The 16874-nt window shown below is 25.1% G+C and carries 13 protein-coding genes; 8 read left to right on the top strand and 5 right to left on the bottom strand.

The features are described 5' to 3' along the window. The first annotated feature begins 24 nt into the window (after nucleotides 1-24). From rpoC to purH, 3 genes are all read left to right on the top strand, one after another. Nucleotides 25-4257 carry a DNA-directed RNA polymerase subunit beta' gene (rpoC, locus tag ACOI1G_RS01195; RefSeq protein ID WP_422667506.1) on the top strand — a complete coding sequence of 1411 codons (4233 nt, stop codon included), beginning with the start codon at nucleotides 25-27 and terminating at the stop codon, nucleotides 4255-4257. A gap of 501 nt (nucleotides 4258-4758) precedes the next feature. Beyond that, complete coding sequence (locus ACOI1G_RS01190) at nucleotides 4759-5037, top strand: HU family DNA-binding protein (RefSeq protein ID WP_422667505.1); 279 nt, start codon at nucleotides 4759-4761, stop codon at nucleotides 5035-5037. Between the two features lie 115 nt (nucleotides 5038-5152). Further along, entirely contained in the window at nucleotides 5153-6730 is a 1578-nt protein-coding gene (purH, locus tag ACOI1G_RS01185) for a bifunctional phosphoribosylaminoimidazolecarboxamide formyltransferase/IMP cyclohydrolase (protein WP_422667504.1), read from the top strand. Between the two features lie 114 nt (nucleotides 6731-6844). Here purH and metE read toward each other — a convergent pair whose 3' ends face one another. Continuing rightward, entirely contained in the window at nucleotides 6845-9112 is a 2268-nt protein-coding gene (gene metE / locus ACOI1G_RS01180; RefSeq protein ID WP_422667503.1) for a 5-methyltetrahydropteroyltriglutamate--homocysteine S-methyltransferase, read from the bottom strand. Nucleotides 9113-9258: 146 nt separating this feature from the next. On the opposite strand from metE, the gene metR reads away from it, so the two are divergent. Next, complete coding sequence (gene metR / locus ACOI1G_RS01175; RefSeq protein ID WP_422667502.1) at nucleotides 9259-10182, top strand: HTH-type transcriptional regulator MetR; 924 nt, start codon at nucleotides 9259-9261, stop codon at nucleotides 10180-10182. 29 nt (nucleotides 10183-10211) lie between these two features. Here the strand turns inward: metR and ACOI1G_RS01170 are convergent, their stop codons facing one another. After that, the gene (locus tag ACOI1G_RS01170; protein WP_422667501.1) at nucleotides 10212-11024 is read right to left on the bottom strand and encodes a Cof-type HAD-IIB family hydrolase; all 813 of its coding nucleotides are present in this window, start codon (nucleotides 11022-11024) and stop codon (nucleotides 10212-10214) included. 165 nt (nucleotides 11025-11189) lie between these two features. Here ACOI1G_RS01170 and ACOI1G_RS01165 point away from each other — a divergent pair, with 165 nt between their 5' ends. Continuing rightward, complete coding sequence (locus tag ACOI1G_RS01165; protein WP_422667500.1) at nucleotides 11190-11918, top strand: sugar phosphate nucleotidyltransferase; 729 nt, start codon at nucleotides 11190-11192, stop codon at nucleotides 11916-11918. 90 nt (nucleotides 11919-12008) lie between these two features. On the opposite strand, the gene rpoH is transcribed toward ACOI1G_RS01165, so the two are convergent. Together rpoH and ftsY are read right to left on the bottom strand one after the other, a co-directional pair. After that, on the bottom strand, nucleotides 12009-12866 hold the full coding sequence (rpoH, locus tag ACOI1G_RS01160) for an RNA polymerase sigma factor RpoH (protein ID WP_422667499.1): 858 nt from the start codon (nucleotides 12864-12866) through the stop codon (nucleotides 12009-12011). A 151-nt stretch (nucleotides 12867-13017) separates the two neighbouring features. Next, a complete protein-coding gene (gene ftsY / locus ACOI1G_RS01155; protein WP_422667498.1) occupies nucleotides 13018-14151 on the bottom strand; it encodes a signal recognition particle-docking protein FtsY in 1134 nt (377 codons plus the stop codon). Nucleotides 14152-14286: 135 nt separating this feature from the next. Here ftsY and rsmD point away from each other — a divergent pair, with 135 nt between their 5' ends. From rsmD to dnaC, 3 genes are read left to right on the top strand one after another with little or no spacing between them, the layout of a single operon-like run. Next, nucleotides 14287-14856 carry a 16S rRNA (guanine(966)-N(2))-methyltransferase RsmD gene (rsmD, locus tag ACOI1G_RS01150; protein ID WP_422667497.1) on the top strand — a complete coding sequence of 190 codons (570 nt, stop codon included), beginning with the start codon at nucleotides 14287-14289 and terminating at the stop codon, nucleotides 14854-14856. A 41-nt stretch (nucleotides 14857-14897) separates the two neighbouring features. Then, nucleotides 14898-15398: a DnaT-like ssDNA-binding domain-containing protein gene (locus ACOI1G_RS01145; RefSeq protein ID WP_422667496.1), complete on the top strand. Its 501-nt coding sequence runs from the start codon at nucleotides 14898-14900 to the stop codon at nucleotides 15396-15398. After that, nucleotides 15398-16138 (top strand): DNA replication protein DnaC, encoded by a 741-nt coding sequence (gene dnaC, locus ACOI1G_RS01140; RefSeq protein ID WP_422667495.1) that lies wholly within the window; start codon nucleotides 15398-15400, stop codon nucleotides 16136-16138. The genes ACOI1G_RS01145 and dnaC overlap by 1 nt, the downstream gene beginning before the upstream one ends. A gap of 13 nt (nucleotides 16139-16151) precedes the next feature. Here the strand turns inward: dnaC and efp are convergent, their stop codons facing one another. Further along, on the bottom strand, nucleotides 16152-16715 hold the full coding sequence (gene efp, locus ACOI1G_RS01135) for an elongation factor P (protein ID WP_422667494.1): 564 nt from the start codon (nucleotides 16713-16715) through the stop codon (nucleotides 16152-16154). Between the last annotated feature and the right edge of the window lie 159 nt (nucleotides 16716-16874).

The following is a 16874-nucleotide window of genomic DNA, read 5'->3' as shown; positions in this document are numbered from 1 at the left end:
TTTCACTCCGACAGGAGCTTTTTCGTGAAAGATTTACTAAAATTTCTAAAAGCTCAAACTAAAAATGAAGATTTTGATGCTATTAAAATTTCATTAGCTTCACCTGACATGATCAGATCTTGGTCATTTGGTGAAGTTAAAAAACCAGAAACTATTAATTATAGAACATTTAAACCTGAACGTGATGGATTATTTTGTGCTCGTATTTTTGGACCAGTCAAAGATTATGAATGTCTTTGTGGAAAATATAAACGATTAAAACACAGAGGTGTAATCTGTGAAAAATGCGGAGTAGAAGTAACTCAAAGCAAAGTAAGACGAGAAAGAATGGGGCATATCGAACTATCCTCTCCTACTGCACATATTTGGTTTTTAAAATCTTTACCATCACGCATTGGTCTATTATTAGATATGCCATTAAGAGATATTGAAAGAGTTTTATATTTTGAATCCTATGTAGTTGTTGAAACAGGTCTTACTAATTTAGAAAAGCGTCAAATTCTTACAGAAGAACAATATCTAGATGCAATTGAAGAATTTGGAGATGAATTTAACGCTAAAATGGGTGCAGAAGCAGTTCAAATTTTATTAAAAGATATAAATTTAATTCAAGAATGTGATTTATTAAAAATAGAATTAAATGAAACCAATTCTGAAACAAAACGAAAAAAATTAACAAAAAGAATAAAATTATTAGAAGCTTTTATACAATCAAATAATAAACCAGAATGGATGATATTAACTGTACTACCAGTATTACCACCTGATCTCAGACCATTAGTTCCTTTAGATGGCGGACGTTTCGCAACATCAGACTTAAATGATTTATATCGGCGTGTAATTAATAGAAACAATAGATTAAAAAGACTATTAGATTTATCTGCTCCAGATATCATTGTAAGAAATGAAAAAAGAATGTTACAAGAAGCAGTTGATGCTTTATTAGATAATGGAAGACGGGGAAGAGCAATAACAGGATCTAATAAAAGACCTCTTAAATCATTAGCAGATATGATTAAAGGAAAGCAAGGAAGATTTCGACAAAATCTTCTTGGAAAACGTGTAGATTATTCAGGACGTTCAGTTATTACAGTAGGACCTTACCTGCGTTTACATCAATGTGGGCTACCAAAAAAAATGGCATTGGAATTATTTAAACCATTTATCTATGGAAAATTGGAAGTACGTGGTTTAGCTACAACTATTAAAGCTGCAAAAAAAATGGTAGAAAAAGAAGAATCAATTGTATGGGATATTTTAGATGAAGTCATTCGAGAACATCCTGTATTATTAAATCGAGCACCAACACTACATAGATTAGGTATTCAAGCATTTGAACCTATTCTTGTAGAAGGTAAAGCCATTCAATTACATCCTTTAGTATGTGCAGCTTACAATGCTGATTTTGATGGTGATCAAATGGCAGTACATGTTCCATTAACTATAGAGTCTCAATTAGAATCACGTGCTTTAATGATGTCAACAAATAATATTCTTTCACCAGCAAATGGAGAACCTATTATTGTACCATCTCAAGATGTAGTTTTAGGATTGTACTACATGACACGTGAAAAAATTAATGGAAAAGGCGAAGGAATGATTTTAAATGGACCAAATGAGGCAGAAAAAGTATATCGATTAAATTTAGCTGAATTACACTCCTTAGCTAAAATTAAAATTATAGAATATGAAAAATGCGACAACAATAATTTTACTAAAAAAATAACAATAATAAATACAACTATTGGAAGAGCAATTCTATGGATGATAGTACCAAAAGGACTACCATTCAGCATTGTTAATAAAACGTTAGGTAAAAAAGATATTTCTAAAATGCTAAATACTTGTTATCGTATTTTAGGATTAAAACCAACAGTAGATTTTGCTGATCAAATAATGTATACCGGTTTTGCATATGCCGCAAGATCAGGCGCTTCAGTTGGTATTGATGATATGGTTATACCAGCAAAAAAAGAAAATATTATTTATGAAGCAGAAGAAGAAGTAGCAGAAATCCAAGAACAATTTCAATCAGGATTAGTTACAGCAGGAGAAAGATATAATAAAGTCATTGATATTTGGGCTGCTGCTAATGAAAGAGTCGCTAAAGCTATGATGGAAAATTTATCCACAGAATCTATTATTAATAAAACCGGAAAAAAAGAAAAGCAAATTTCTTTTAATAGTATATTTATGATGGCAGATTCAGGAGCACGCGGTTCTGCTGCGCAAATTCGGCAATTAGCAGGAATGCGGGGTTTAATGGCTAAACCAGATGGATCAATTATAGAAACACCTATTACAGCTAATTTTAGAGAAGGATTAAATGTATTACAATATTTTATTTCTACTCATGGTGCAAGAAAAGGTTTAGCTGATACTGCATTAAAAACTGCTAATTCTGGATATCTTACACGTCGTTTAGTGGATGTAGCACAAGATTTAGTCATTACACAAGATGATTGTAAAACATATGAAGGTATTGTAATGACATCTTTAATTGAAGGTGATGATGTTAAAGAACCTTTACATGAAAGAGTATTAGGTCGAGTTACTGCAGAAAATATTTTTATACCTCATACTCAGAAAATATTAATACATCGTAATACATTATTAAATGAACAATTATGTGATCTTTTAGAAGAAAATTCTATTGATACTATAAAAGTACGTTCTGTAGTTAATTGTGATACTAATTTTGGTATATGTGCACACTGTTATGGTCGTGATTTAGCCCGTGGAAATTTAGTAAACAAAGGTGAAGCTATTGGTGTCATTGCAGCACAATCTATAGGAGAACCTGGAACACAACTTACTATGCGTACATTCCATATTGGTGGTGCTGCATCTAGAGCAGCTGCAGAATCTAGCATACAAATCAAAAATAAAGGTATTATTAGTCTAAACAATGCTAAATTTGTAACTAATTCTACTGGGAAAATAGTTATAACTTCACGTAATGTAGAATTGAAAATAATTGATCAATTCGGAAGAACAAAAGAAAGTTATAAAGTTCCATATGGAGCTATTATGGCTAAGGGACATGGAGCACAAGCATATTCTGGAGAAACTGTTGCTAAATGGGATCCACACACTATGCCTGTTATTACTGAAGTTAATGGATATGTCCGTTTTATAGATATGATAGATGGTCAAAGTATTACTAGACAAGCTGATGAATTAACAGGATTAACATCTATAGTAATATTAGATACTGCTGAAAGAATGTCAATTGGTAAAGATTTAAGACCAGCATTAAAAATTATAGATAAAAATGGTAATGATGTACTTATTGCAGGAACAGATATGCCTGCACAATATTTTTTACCAGGAAAAGCTATTATTCAGATAGATGATGGTGTTAATATTAGCTCTGGTGATACTTTAGCAAGAATTCCACAAGAATCTGGAGGAACTAAAGATATCACAGGTGGACTACCAAGAGTTGCTGATTTATTTGAAGCACGACGACCAAAAGAATTGGCAATTTTAGCTGAAATTAGCGGAATTATATCATTTGGAAAAGAAACTAAAGGAAAAAGAAGATTAGTCATTACACCCATCAATGGAAATGATCCTTATGAAGAAATGATTCCTAAATGGAGACAATTAAATGTATTTGAAGGTGAAAGAGTAGAACGTGGTGATGTTATTTCTGACGGACCAGAATCACCACACGATATTTTACGATTAAGAGGCGTTCAAGCTGTAACTAGATATATTGTAAACGAAGTACAAGATGTATATCGATTACAAGGTGTAAAAATAAATGATAAACATATAGAAGTAATAATTAGACAAATGTTACGAAAAGCTACTATAGTTAAATCTGGTGATTCTAATTTTTTAGATGGTGAACAAGTAGAATACTCTCGTATCAAAATATCGAATCGTCTTTTACAAAAAAACAACAAAAAAATAGCTACTTTTTCTAGAGATTTATTAGGTATAACCAAAGCATCTCTTGCTACTGAATCTTTTATCTCTGCAGCTTCTTTTCAAGAAACAACACGCGTTTTAACAGAATCTGCAGTAGCAGGAAAAAGAGATGAATTAAGAGGATTAAAAGAAAATGTTATTGTTGGCCGTTTAATTCCTGCAGGTACAGGATATGCATATCACAAAGAAAGGTTAAATCGGCGCCATACAAATAATGACAATTCTTTAGTACCAAATACATCCATTAGCGCTGAAGAAGCATCTGCTAACTTATCAGAACTATTAAATTCTACCCTTATAAATAACAAAAAATATTAATATTTTATATTTTATAAATTAAAAATGCGACAAATAAAAACCAGATAATAAGTATAAATTTATATTTGTTATTTGGTTCATAGAAATATAATATATTTTAAAATAATATTAAAATCCTACGTAATTTTATCATTAAATAAAAAATGTTTCTAATATATTTGTTATGTTATTTTATATAAATCCAATATAAAAATTTATAAATGATCTGATTAATACAATATTTTAAAAATATTTATATATAATAATATATTTTACTTTAAAATTATTACTTATAAATTTTATTTACATTACAAATAATTAATAAAATAATTTAATTTTTTACTCTGAAAACATGGTCATGTAATAAAAATATTTTTATTATATATATCTATCGTATATAAATAATAATATATATTTTATTGTTTTTTCTTAATTTTTATATCATCTTAATATTATTAAGATGCATAAATTTAAATATTAAAAATTATTTATGTTATAAATATTATATAAAAGAGAAAAAAAATGAATAAAACTCAATTAATTCAAGTAATATCTGAAAAATCTAATTTATCTAAAATACAAATAAAATCTACCTTGGAAATGACTTTATCTGCCATTATTGAATCTCTAAAAAAAGGTGAATCTGTTCAAATTCTTGGATTTGGAACGTTTAAAGTTAATTTAAGACCATCTCGTACAGGAAGAAATCCACAAACAGGTGAAGAAATTTGTATACCTGCAACGAAAGTACCAAGCTTTGTATCAGGAAAAACATTAAAAAATGTTATTAAATCATTCTAAGAAATTTTAAAAATTTTTGAAGGGGTATATATATCATGCCCCTGATATACAATATAAATATCATTATATATTAAAATTAATAAAAATTTTTATATTACAATAAAGAAAAAATATTATGTCATCATTGAACATTATTCAAAACGCTTTAATTAGTGTTTCAAATAAATCTAATATTATAGAAATAGCAAAAATATTAATAAATAATAAAATTAATTTATTTTCTACAGGTGGAACAAAAAAAATATTTGATCAATATAATATACCTGTAACATCAGTATCAAATTATACACAATTTCCTGAAATTATGGATGGACGCGTAAAAACATTACACCATAAAATTATGGCAGGAATTTTAGGTCGAAGAAAAAAAGATCAAAAAATTATGCATTTACATAACATAATTCCAATAGATATAGTTATAGTGAATTTTTATCCATTTCCTGAAAAAAACCAAGAAAATTCAAAAAATATAGATAATTTTATAAATAATATAGATATTGGTGGTCCAACATTAGTACGCGCTGCTGCAAAAAATTATAAAGATGTTATAATAATAACAGATCTTTTAGATTTTCAATTAATTATGAATGATATTAATCAAAATATAATAAATTTAGAACATCGTTTTCACTTGGCATGTAAAGCCTTTAAATATACATCATTATATGAAAAAAAAATTGAAAAATATTTTAATAAATATGATGTATTCAATAAAAAAAATAAAAAAAATATTTTTCCAGAAAATTTAAACATAAATTTTATTAAAAAACAAAATTTAAGATATGGAGAAAATCCCCATCAAAAAGCATGTTTATATGTAGAAGAAAATAAATCTCTTTCTGGAACTATCAGTGGATCTTATCAAATTCAAGGAAAATTATTATCTTATAATAATATATCTGATTCTGATATAGCATTAGAATGTGTAAAAGAATTTCAATATCCAGCATGCGTCATTGTTAAACATGGAAACCCATGTGGTGTTGCCATGAGTAAATCATTATATACATCATATTTATCTGCTTATCATGCTGATAGTATTTCAGCATTTGGAGGAGTGATTGCATTTAATGATAAATTAGATACTCTCACACTTGAAACAATTATTCATAATCAATTTGTTGAAATTATTATAGCAACTGATATTGAAGAATCTGCTATAAAAATATTAAAAAATAAAAAAAATATACGAGTACTTATTACAGGAAAGCATAAATATACGAAAGATGGAATTGATTTTAAAAGAATTAATAATGGATTAATAGCTCAAGAATACGATATCTATGATACCACTTTAGATACATGGAATTTTGTTACACATCGATTACCAACATCTGATGAACTGAAAGATTCTATTTTTTGTTGGAAAGTTGCTAAATTTATAAAATCCAATGCAATAGTATATGGAAAAAATAATATTACTCTTAGTATTGGTGCTGGACAAACTAGTCGTATTGATTCAATAAAAATAGCTAATATGAAAATCAAAGAAAAAAATAAAAATATTATAGGTGCAACTATGTCTTCTGACGCATTTTTTCCTTTTAGAGATGGTATAGATGATGCTGCTTCAATGGGTATCAGTTGTATTATTCAACCAGGAGGATCCATACGTGATAAAGAAGTAATAGAAGCAGCTAATCAAAAAAATATTACAATGATTTTTACAAAAATACGCCATTTTAAACATTAATATTTAATTTTTAATTAAATAACAATATTTTAAAATAATTATTAAATCATCATTTAGATTGTAGTAAAAAAAATAATCTAAAAGATGATTCAATATTTATTATTTTTATAAACATTAACTATTATCTATAGTATTTCTAATTTTTTTAGTCATTGTCATCATATTTTGTAAAGATAAAATGGTTTCTTTCCAACTTCGTGTTTTTAAACCACAATCTGGATTAATCCAAAGACGTTTTAAGGGAATATAATTCATCGCTTTTAATAATCTATTTTTCATTTCTTCTATACTTGGTATATTCGATGAATGAATATCATATATTCCAGGACCGATTTCATTTGGATATTGAAAATTTTTAAATGCTTCTAATAATTCCATATCTGAACGAGAAGCTTCGATAGTAATTACATCTGCATCTAATAAAGCAATAGAACTAATAATATCATTAAATTCACAATAGCACATGTGCGTATGAATTTGAGTACTATTTTTTACCCCTGAAGAACTTAATCGAAACGCATTAACTGCCCAAGATAAATATTCATTCCATAATTCTTTACGTAATGGTAAACCTTCACGTAATGCTGGTTCATCAATTTGAATAATATCTATATTTGCTTTTTCTAAATCTTGTACTTCATCACGTAATGCTAACGCTATCTGTTCAGAAATATTTTTTAATGAAATATCTTCTCTTGGAAAAGACCAAAATAAAATTGTAACTGGACCAGTTAACATACCTTTTACTGGATTATTAGTTAAAGATTGAGCATATTGAGACCATTTTACAGTCATAGTATTATGGCGACTAATATCTCCAATAATAATAGGAGGTTTTACACAACGAGATCCATAACTTTGCACCCAGGCATGCTCAGTAAATACAAATCCATCTAAACATTCACCAAAATATTCTACCATATCATTTCGTTCAAATTCTCCATGTACTAAAACGTCTATATCTAATTCTTCTTGTATAGAAATAGCTTTTTTAATATTTTTTTTAATATTTAATTCATATTCTTCAGTGGTGATTAATCCTTGTTTTAAATTATTTCTTAATTGTCTTATATTTTTAGTTTGAGGAAAAGATCCAATAGTTGTTGTAGGTAAAATAGGCAGTTGAAATTTTTTTATTTGTTCTTGTGAACGTATATTATATGTATTTATTCTATTATAATCTTTAGGAAGAATATTAGATAATCTTTCTTGAACATCTTTTTTATGAACATATTTTGAAAAACGTCTTTCATAAATAGGAGAAGTCCAATCTTTAAGCATACTATGATCATTATTATTTAATGCATTACATAATAATGATAATTCTGAACATTTTTGAATTGCAAAAGAAAACCAGCTTTTTACTTCATTATCTAATTTAGTTTCTAATTCTAAATCAATTGGAATATGCAATAAAGAACAAGATGAAGCAATTAGTAATTTTTTACGATCTTTAACAATAGTCATAATAGTATGAAACCATTTTATAAGATCAGAACGCCAAATATTACGACCATTTACTATACCTAAAGATAATATCCAATCTTTTGGTATATAATTATTTAAATCAAATATATTATATTTTCCATAAATAAGATCAATATGAATTCCTTGTACTGGAATTTTACAAATCCAATCAATATTGTGTAAAATACTACTAAAATAAGTTGTTAATAACAATTTAATTTTATTACATAGTCGAGAATATGTATATTGATACGACTTTTTCCATTTTTTTGGTAAATCTAAAACTAAAATAGGTTCATCTATTTGAACAAATTTAATTCCACGATTATATAATTCTTTCAATATATCTTGATATATTGGAATAATTTTATCTAATAAATCTAAACGATCAAATAATTTTCCTTTTACCTTTCCAAGCCATAAATATGTTATAGGACCTAATAATATAGGCTTAACCTTATAACCTAATAATAATGCTTCATCTACTTCTTCTAAAATTTGCTTCCAAGAAAATGTAAAGTTTGATTTTTCAGTAAATTCAGGTACTATATAATGGTAATTTGTATTAAACCATTTTGTCATTTCACAAGCTGCAATATCTGGTGATATACCTTTTGCCAATCCAAATAAAATATCTAAATTAACATGATTTCCATTTGATCTATATCTTTCAGGAATATTACCTAACATCATACTAGTATTAAGAACATGATCATACCAAGCAAAATCACCTACAGAAATATAATCTATACCAGATTCTTTTTGTTTTTTCCAATTATCTTGTCTTAACTGCGATCCAATATTTAATAGTTCTTTTTTTTGAATTTTACCATTCCAATATTTTTCTTGTGCTTTTTTTAATTCCCGATGTAAACCAATTCTTGGAAAACCCAATATATGAGATAAAATTGTCATAATTTATCCTATTATTATTATAAATTTTTATAAAATGATATTTATAAAAATTTATCATTGATTTGTATTTAAAACATACTCTATAATTCTAGTATAAAATAAAATTTACAAGCGTAAATAGTTCATTATGAATATGAAGGAACCTCATGATTGAAATTAAACATCTTCGAACTCTTCAAGAATTAAAAAATAGCGGTTCATTAAGTGCTGCCGCAATTCAATTACATCAAACACAATCTGCAATATCACATCAATGTAATCAATTAGAAAAAAAACTAGGATTTAAACTATTTATTAGAAAAAGTCATCCAATGAAATTTACTCTTCAAGGTAAAATTTTACTAAAATTATCTCAAGAAATTCTACCTAAAATACAAAAAGCTATAAAACATTGTACTAATTCACATCCTATGATGCTACGTGTAGCAATTGAATGTCATAGTTGCATTCAATGGTTAACACCAGCATTAAAAATTTTTCAAAAAAATTGGCCAAAAGTTAAAATAGATTTCTATTCAGATATGATATTTAGCCCACAATTAGCATTACAACAAGGTAACCTAGATCTAGTTTTAACTTCTGAAGTATTACCGAGAAGTAATTTATTTTATGCACCTATATTTGATTTTGAAGTTCGTTTAATTTTATCTCCTAATCATCCTTTGGTAAAAAAAGAAGATGATATTTTACCTAATGATTTAGCTTCTGAAATACTAATGACTTATCCTGTTCAACGTTATAGATTAGATATATGGAAATATTTTTTACAACCAGCCGGTATTATACCTATTTTTAAAAATGTAAATAATACTTTACTTTTAATACAAATGGTATCAGCACAAATGGGTATTACCGCTTTACCACATTGGGTAGTAGATAATTTTGAACGGCAGGGTTTGATAGTAACAAGAAAAATAGGTAATGGAATATGGAGAAGATTATATGCAGCAATACGAAATAGTGAAAAAAAAGAATTAGTCATACAAAATTTTATTAATTACATACAATTACATACTTATACAAATTTAACATTAGTACGAAATGTATTGAAACCTCATTTTTTAAAATAATATATTTTTATAAAAAATAATACTAATAATTATATTGAATTATTTTTAAGAAATGTATTATATAAAAATAAAGCTACACCATCATTGACATTACTTTCAATAATTTCTATATTAGGTAGAATCATTTTTAAACGTGGATCTCCATTTTTCATAATGCATCCTTTTCCAGATATACTAAGCATTTCTTTATCATTCATACCATCTCCAAAAGATATAAAATTTTTTAAAGATACTCCTAAAAGAGAAGATATTTTTTTTAAACCCTCTCCTTTTGATGTTTTTCCTGATACTATTTCCAAACAACCAGGCATAGAATAACTTGCATTAATATTATCACCCCACAAATGTATAATTTCTTCTTCTAAAATATTCATTTTATTTATATTGCAACTAGTAAAAAAAATTTTACTGATATTACTATAATTTAGAGAATTAGGTTTAAAAAATCTATATTTTAATGATGAAAGAGATGGACAAAATTTATTATCAATTTCATTATTATTAATATACCAATTATCATCACAATATACTTGAGTAATAATTTCATTATCAAAATATTTTATTTTACATAAGTTCTGAGCAATATGTATTTCTAAATTTTTTTTAAATATTAATTTTCTATTAAGATCATATACTCGAGCACCATTTGAAGAAATAATAAAAGTCTTTATCTTTAATTTATCTTGAATAGAAGTAATATCTATATAATGTCGTCCAGATGCAAAAATAAAATAAAAATTTTTTTCTATTAAACTTTTAATGATCTTTTCAGTATAATTTGTTATTTCATATTTTGGAGATAACAAAGTACCATCTAAATCCAATGCAATAATTTTGTACATTAAAAAACCTTAAAAATATTAAATATTTATAATTATAATTATTATATAAAATTTTCATTGATAAATCTATCCTCGTTTTATATTATATTTTAAAATTAATACATAATTTAAAAATCATATTATTATAAAAAATTATATAAATAATATAAAAAAAGGATATTTATATTGAATAAAGAAATGAGTATAATTATACTTGCTGCTGGAAAAGGAACAAGAATGGAATCTAATTGTCCTAAATTATTACATAAATTAGGTAATAAAACTATTTTACAATATGTCATTGAAACAGCTCAAAAAATCAATAAAAGAAAAATATTTTTAATTTGTAATCAAAAAATTTTACCAATATCATCTTGTATTAAAGATCATTCAATTGAATGGATTCTACAAAATAAACCATTAGGTACCGGAGATGCAGTTAAACAAGCTGAAAAAAAAATTCTCGATAATGAAGATATATTAGTATTATCTGGAGATGTACCATTAATTTCAAAAAAAACAATAGAAAGATTAAGACAATATAAAAAACAACATAAAATTATTTTATTAACAATGAAAATAAATAAACCATATGGATATGGAAGAATTTTACGTAAAAATGGAAAAATAATAAAAATTATAGAAGATAATGAACTAAATATTAATGAAAAAAAAATAAAAGAAATATATTCAGGAATTTTTATAGTTAATGGAATAGATTTGAAAAAATGGATACAAAAAATTAACAATAATAATTTAAAAAAAGAATACTATATTACTGATATTATTTCATTTGCAGTACAAGAAGGATGCTTTATTCCAACTGTACAACCATATAAAGATCAAGAAATATTAGGTATTAATAATCAATCACAACTTTCTTTTTTAGAAAAAAATTATAAAATAATCACATGATTATTTTTAATAAGAGTAATTTTTAAAAAATATAATAATTTATTACCAACAATGAGATCTTTTAGTATTTATTAAATATATATATTAATATTAATTTTCTATAGCTATTTTTAATTTTTTCATAGCATTTTTTTCTAATTGACGTACTCTTTCTGCAGAAATACCATAATCTTTTGCAATATTTTGAAGAGTATTTTTTTTATTTTCATCTAACCAACGCGCATGAATGATATTTCTACTACGTTCATCTAATCGTAATAATGCATGACTTAATTTAGAAGTTGCATATTGTTCCCAATTATCTTGTTCAATTCCATAAGAAAAATTAGATGTTTTATCTTGTAAATATGGAACAATTCTATGATTTTTTCCGTCTATTATATCTTCTTCAGGAACAGGATTTAATGTTACATCTTGAGCGGACATTCGACATTCCATTTCTTTAACATCTTCACTACTTACACCTAATTCTCGAGCAACTATATCTATTTCTTCTTGATTGAACCAACCTAGTCTTTTTTTTGTTTTTCGTAAATTAAAAAATAATTTTCGTTGTGATTTAGTTGTTGCAACTTTTACAATTCTCCAATTTCGAAGAACATATTCATGTATTTCAGCTTTTATCCAATGTACAGCAAAAGATACAAGACGTACTCCTATTTCTGGATTAAAACGACGAACAGCCTTCATTAAACCAATATTACCTTCTTGTATAAGATCTGCTTGTAATAATCCATATCCTGAATAATGACGTGCAATATGTATCACAAAACGAAGATGAGATAAAATTAAAATTTTCGCAGCATCTAAATCGGTATCATAACGCAAACGTTTAGTAAGAGCTTTCTCTTCTTCTAATGATAGCATTGGCCAAAGATTTGCTAATCTAATATAAGCATCCAAATTACCAATTGGTGTGACAGATAAAATCTGTACTTTGTTGATCATTTTGATTCCCGCATCAAATAATTATTTTTATATCATATATGTGGGATAATATCATTATACTTGAATTAAAAAATAAAATCAAAAATTTATATGTGTAAAAAAATATAAACTATTTTTTATTCTATATCAAAATAATAATATTAAAAAAAAATTATTCTATTTTAGAATCAAATATTGCCTGAACAAAATCTTGGCTATTAAATACATCTAAATCTGTTGATTTTTCACCAATACCAATATATCGAATAGGAATAGAAAATTGATGTGCTAATGCAAAAATTATTCCACCTTTAGCAGTACCATCTAATTTAGTAATAACAATACCTGTTATTTTTAATGCTTGATTAAAAATTTCTGTTTGTTTAATTGTATTCTGCCCATTGCATGCATCAATAACTAACATTATTTCATGAGGGGCAGATGCACTGATTTTCTTAATCACCCTGACAATTTTTTTTAATTCTTCCATTAAATGCACTTTATTATGTAATCTACCAGCAGTATCAATTATTAATACATCCGTCTTTTTAGAGATTGCAGATTTTACTGCATCAAATGTTACTGCTGACGGATCTGAACCAGATTGATGAGATATGACTGGAATATCGTGTAATTCACCTAGTTTTTGAAGTTGCTCTATTCCTGCTGCTCGAAAAGTATCTGCTGCAGCTAACATAACCGATTTTTTTTGCAATTTATATTTTTGTGCCAATTTAATTACTGTTGTTGTTTTTCCTGTTCCATTTACTCCTACTACTAATATAATAAAAGGAATATTATTATTTATATTTAATGGTAATTCTACTCTATATAAAATAGATTTCATTTTTTTTTTTAATAAATTATATACTTTCTCTGAATCACATACATTTTTATGACTTATCTCATCTATTAGACTTTTAATAATATAATTAGTTGTATCTATACCAATATCAGCTAATAACATTTTTTCTTCTAATTCCTCAAATAAAAAATTATCAATTTTTTTTGATAGAAAAATACTACTAATTTGATCACTAAAAATTTTTTTTGTTTTTATTAAAGTGTTTTTTAATTTTAAAAAAAAATTGCTTTTTATAATTGTATGACAATCAATATTATCTTTATTATCACATAATTCTTTTTTTATTTTATTAGAATTATTAACAAGATTATTATTTTTAACAAAAAAATCATCTTTTTTTTGTTCTATTTCTGTATTATATTGTATCTTTTCGATTGTTTTATTTGATTTAATTTTTGACTTTAACCAAGAAAAAAAATTTTTCTTTTTATCATTTGTCATGATATTTTTTCCTATTTTTTATTAATAAATCAAGTTTTTATTTTAATAAAATATTTTTTAAGAATATAAAAAATAATTTCCTATATATATTCATAATATAATCAATTATATCACTAACACTAATAATCTAAAAATATGAATAATTATTTTTTTAAAAAAAATTATGTTTCTATTACTGCTGGACAATTTAAAGGAAAAAAAATATTTTTTTCTAATACATCTAATGTACGTCCTACTATGAGCCGTATACGTGAAACTCTATTTAATTGGTTATCAAAAAACATTAAAAATGCTCATTGTCTTGATTGTTTTGCAGGCAGTGGTGTACTAGGAATAGAATCTATATCTCACTATGCTAAATCAGTTACATCATTAGAAATAGAAAAAAAAACAGTATTAACATTATTGAAAAATATACAAAAATTAAAAATTAATAATATTAATATAATACATACTAATTCTATATATTGGCTAAAAAAAAATGGAACACCATATGATATAATATTTATAGATCCACCTTATAAAATGAATTTACTTAATAAAACAATTATATTATTGAATAAAAATAATTGGATTAAAAAAAATTCAATTATTTATATCGAAAAAGATAAAAAAACACCACTAGTAATACCTAAAAATTGGATTTTACATAAACAAAAAAAAACATCCAAAATAGAGTTTTTTCTTTATATTTTTAACGTATAAATTATTAAAAATTATCATAATAAAAAAAAGGTAAAAATTTAATGAATATATTCATTTCAAAAAATATTAATATTGATCTATTTTGTCAAAACCCTATAAAAATATTAGAAAAAAATGAACATAATATTATTACGGTATTAAAAAAAAATAAACCTATATTTTATGTAATTAATCCTAATATTTTTAAAGATTTTTTTAATATAAATTCTTATTTAAATAATAGTGATCTACAAAAAAAACAAGAAAAATACATAAAAAAATTTTCCATGCATACAGAATGGACTCCTGATAAAGACTTTATTTCTCAATCAAAATTATGGGGTATTCATCTTACAAAAGAAGTATCATCATCTGAATTAGCATATTTTATTTCTTATTGGAAAGCAGAGCGTTGTCTTTTTTATCATGTACAATGGCAACAAAAATTAGCTAGAAGTTTACAAAAAAGTAGATCTATAAATTATTTTAAAAATAAAAAAAGAAATATAAATGAAATACCTATTCCAGATCAAAAAACTCCTGATGGATTTAGAGGTGAATAATGACATTTTATACAGAATTTTTTAAACGTCTTCAACGCATGATGCCACATCATATTAAACCTAAATTTGATAATGATGAAGAATTACTAGCTTGGAATCAAGAACAAGGAAGATTATCTTCTGAATCAATATTACGTGAAAATAAAGCTATGAAAATGCAACGTGTTTTAGGTAGATCAGGTATTAGAGAATTATATATGAATTGTTCATTTGAAAATTATAAAATTGAAAATGATGGACAACGAAAAGTACTAGAGGCTTCTAAACGCTATGCAAAAAATTTTAATAAAAATATTGCTAGTTTTATTTTTTCTGGAAGACCAGGGACAGGAAAAAATCATTTAGCATCTGCTATTGGCAATTATTTAATTTTACATGGAAAAAGTATACTTATTGTTACAGTAGCAGATTTAATGTCACATATGAAAGGCACTTTTAATGGTGCCAGTAATATTACTGAAGAAAATTTATTACATAATCTTAGTAGTGTTGATCTTTTAATGATTGATGAAATTGGAATGCAAACTGAATCACGTTATGAAAAAGTAATTATTAATCAAATTGTAGATAGACGTTCATCATCAAAAAGATCTACAGGAATGTTATCAAATTTAGATCATAAAGGAATGAAGTATCTTTTAGGAGAAAGAGTGATTGACAGAATGCGTTTAGGTAATAGCCTATGGCTAACTTTTGAATGGGATAGCTATCGTCAATATATTAAAGGAAATGAATATTAAAAAATATTAGTTATTAAATTCTAGATACATACTCACCAGAACGAGTATCTACTTTAATAAATGATCCACTATTAATAAAAAGAGGTACTTTAACAACAACACCAGTGCTTAATGTCGCTAATTTTGTACTTGTATTAATAGTATTTCCTTTTAATTTTACTTGTGTATTAATAACTTTCATTTCAACAAAAATATTCGGTGTAACAGAAATTGGTTGGTTATTCCATAATGTAATAACACAAGTATCTTGTTCTAATAGCCATTTTTTTTGAATACCAATAATATTTTTTTCTACAGATATTTCATCAAAAGTATCATTTCTAATAAAATACCAAAAATCATTATCATTATATAAATAAAAAACAGTATATTCTAAAATATCAGCTATTTCTAAAGAATATGTAGACTTAAAAGTTTTTTCTATTAATTGTTTTGTTAATAATTTTCTTAACTTCACTCGAACAAATGCTTGACCTTTACCAGGTTTGACAAATTCACTAGACTCTATTAAACATGGTTCATTTTCAAAAATAATTTTACAACCTAAACGAAAATTATTACTATGATATAGTGGCATAATATCCTCATATTATTAAATAAATATTATTAAATATAATTATTTATTATCTAATAAAAATAAAACATTTCAAATATATTTTATAAATTAATATAATTAAATTATATTTTTTAAAAATAAAAAATATAAAATTTTGAATTCATATTGATAAACATTTTC

Origin of the sequence: Buchnera aphidicola (Pterocomma populeum) (genome assembly GCF_049314985.1) — a bacterium.
Classification (GTDB): domain Bacteria; phylum Pseudomonadota; class Gammaproteobacteria; order Enterobacterales; family Enterobacteriaceae; genus Buchnera; species Buchnera aphidicola_BQ.
The sequence above is the reverse complement of the archived record's forward strand: the minus strand, read 5'-3'. Positions and strand labels throughout refer to the sequence as shown.

Excerpts from the sequence above, each read along its gene's own strand:
- ACOI1G_RS01190 (WP_422667505.1), top strand. The coding sequence starts at position 4,759 with ATGAATAAAACTCAATTAATTCAAGTAATATCTGAAAAATCTAATTTA.
- purH (WP_422667504.1), top strand. The coding sequence starts at position 5,153 with ATGTCATCATTGAACATTATTCAAAACGCTTTAATTAGTGTTTCAAAT.
- metE (WP_422667503.1), bottom strand. The coding sequence starts at position 9,112 with ATGACAATTTTATCTCATATATTGGGTTTTCCAAGAATTGGTTTACAT.
- metR (WP_422667502.1), top strand. The coding sequence starts at position 9,259 with ATGATTGAAATTAAACATCTTCGAACTCTTCAAGAATTAAAAAATAGC.
- ACOI1G_RS01170 (WP_422667501.1), bottom strand. The coding sequence starts at position 11,024 with ATGTACAAAATTATTGCATTGGATTTAGATGGTACTTTGTTATCTCCA.
- rpoH (WP_422667499.1), bottom strand. The coding sequence starts at position 12,866 with ATGATCAACAAAGTACAGATTTTATCTGTCACACCAATTGGTAATTTG.
- ftsY (WP_422667498.1), bottom strand. The coding sequence starts at position 14,151 with ATGACAAATGATAAAAAGAAAAATTTTTTTTCTTGGTTAAAGTCAAAA.
- rsmD (WP_422667497.1), top strand. The coding sequence starts at position 14,287 with ATGAATAATTATTTTTTTAAAAAAAATTATGTTTCTATTACTGCTGGA.
- ACOI1G_RS01145 (WP_422667496.1), top strand. The coding sequence starts at position 14,898 with ATGAATATATTCATTTCAAAAAATATTAATATTGATCTATTTTGTCAA.
- dnaC (WP_422667495.1), top strand. The coding sequence starts at position 15,398 with ATGACATTTTATACAGAATTTTTTAAACGTCTTCAACGCATGATGCCA.
- efp (WP_422667494.1), bottom strand. The coding sequence starts at position 16,715 with ATGCCACTATATCATAGTAATAATTTTCGTTTAGGTTGTAAAATTATT.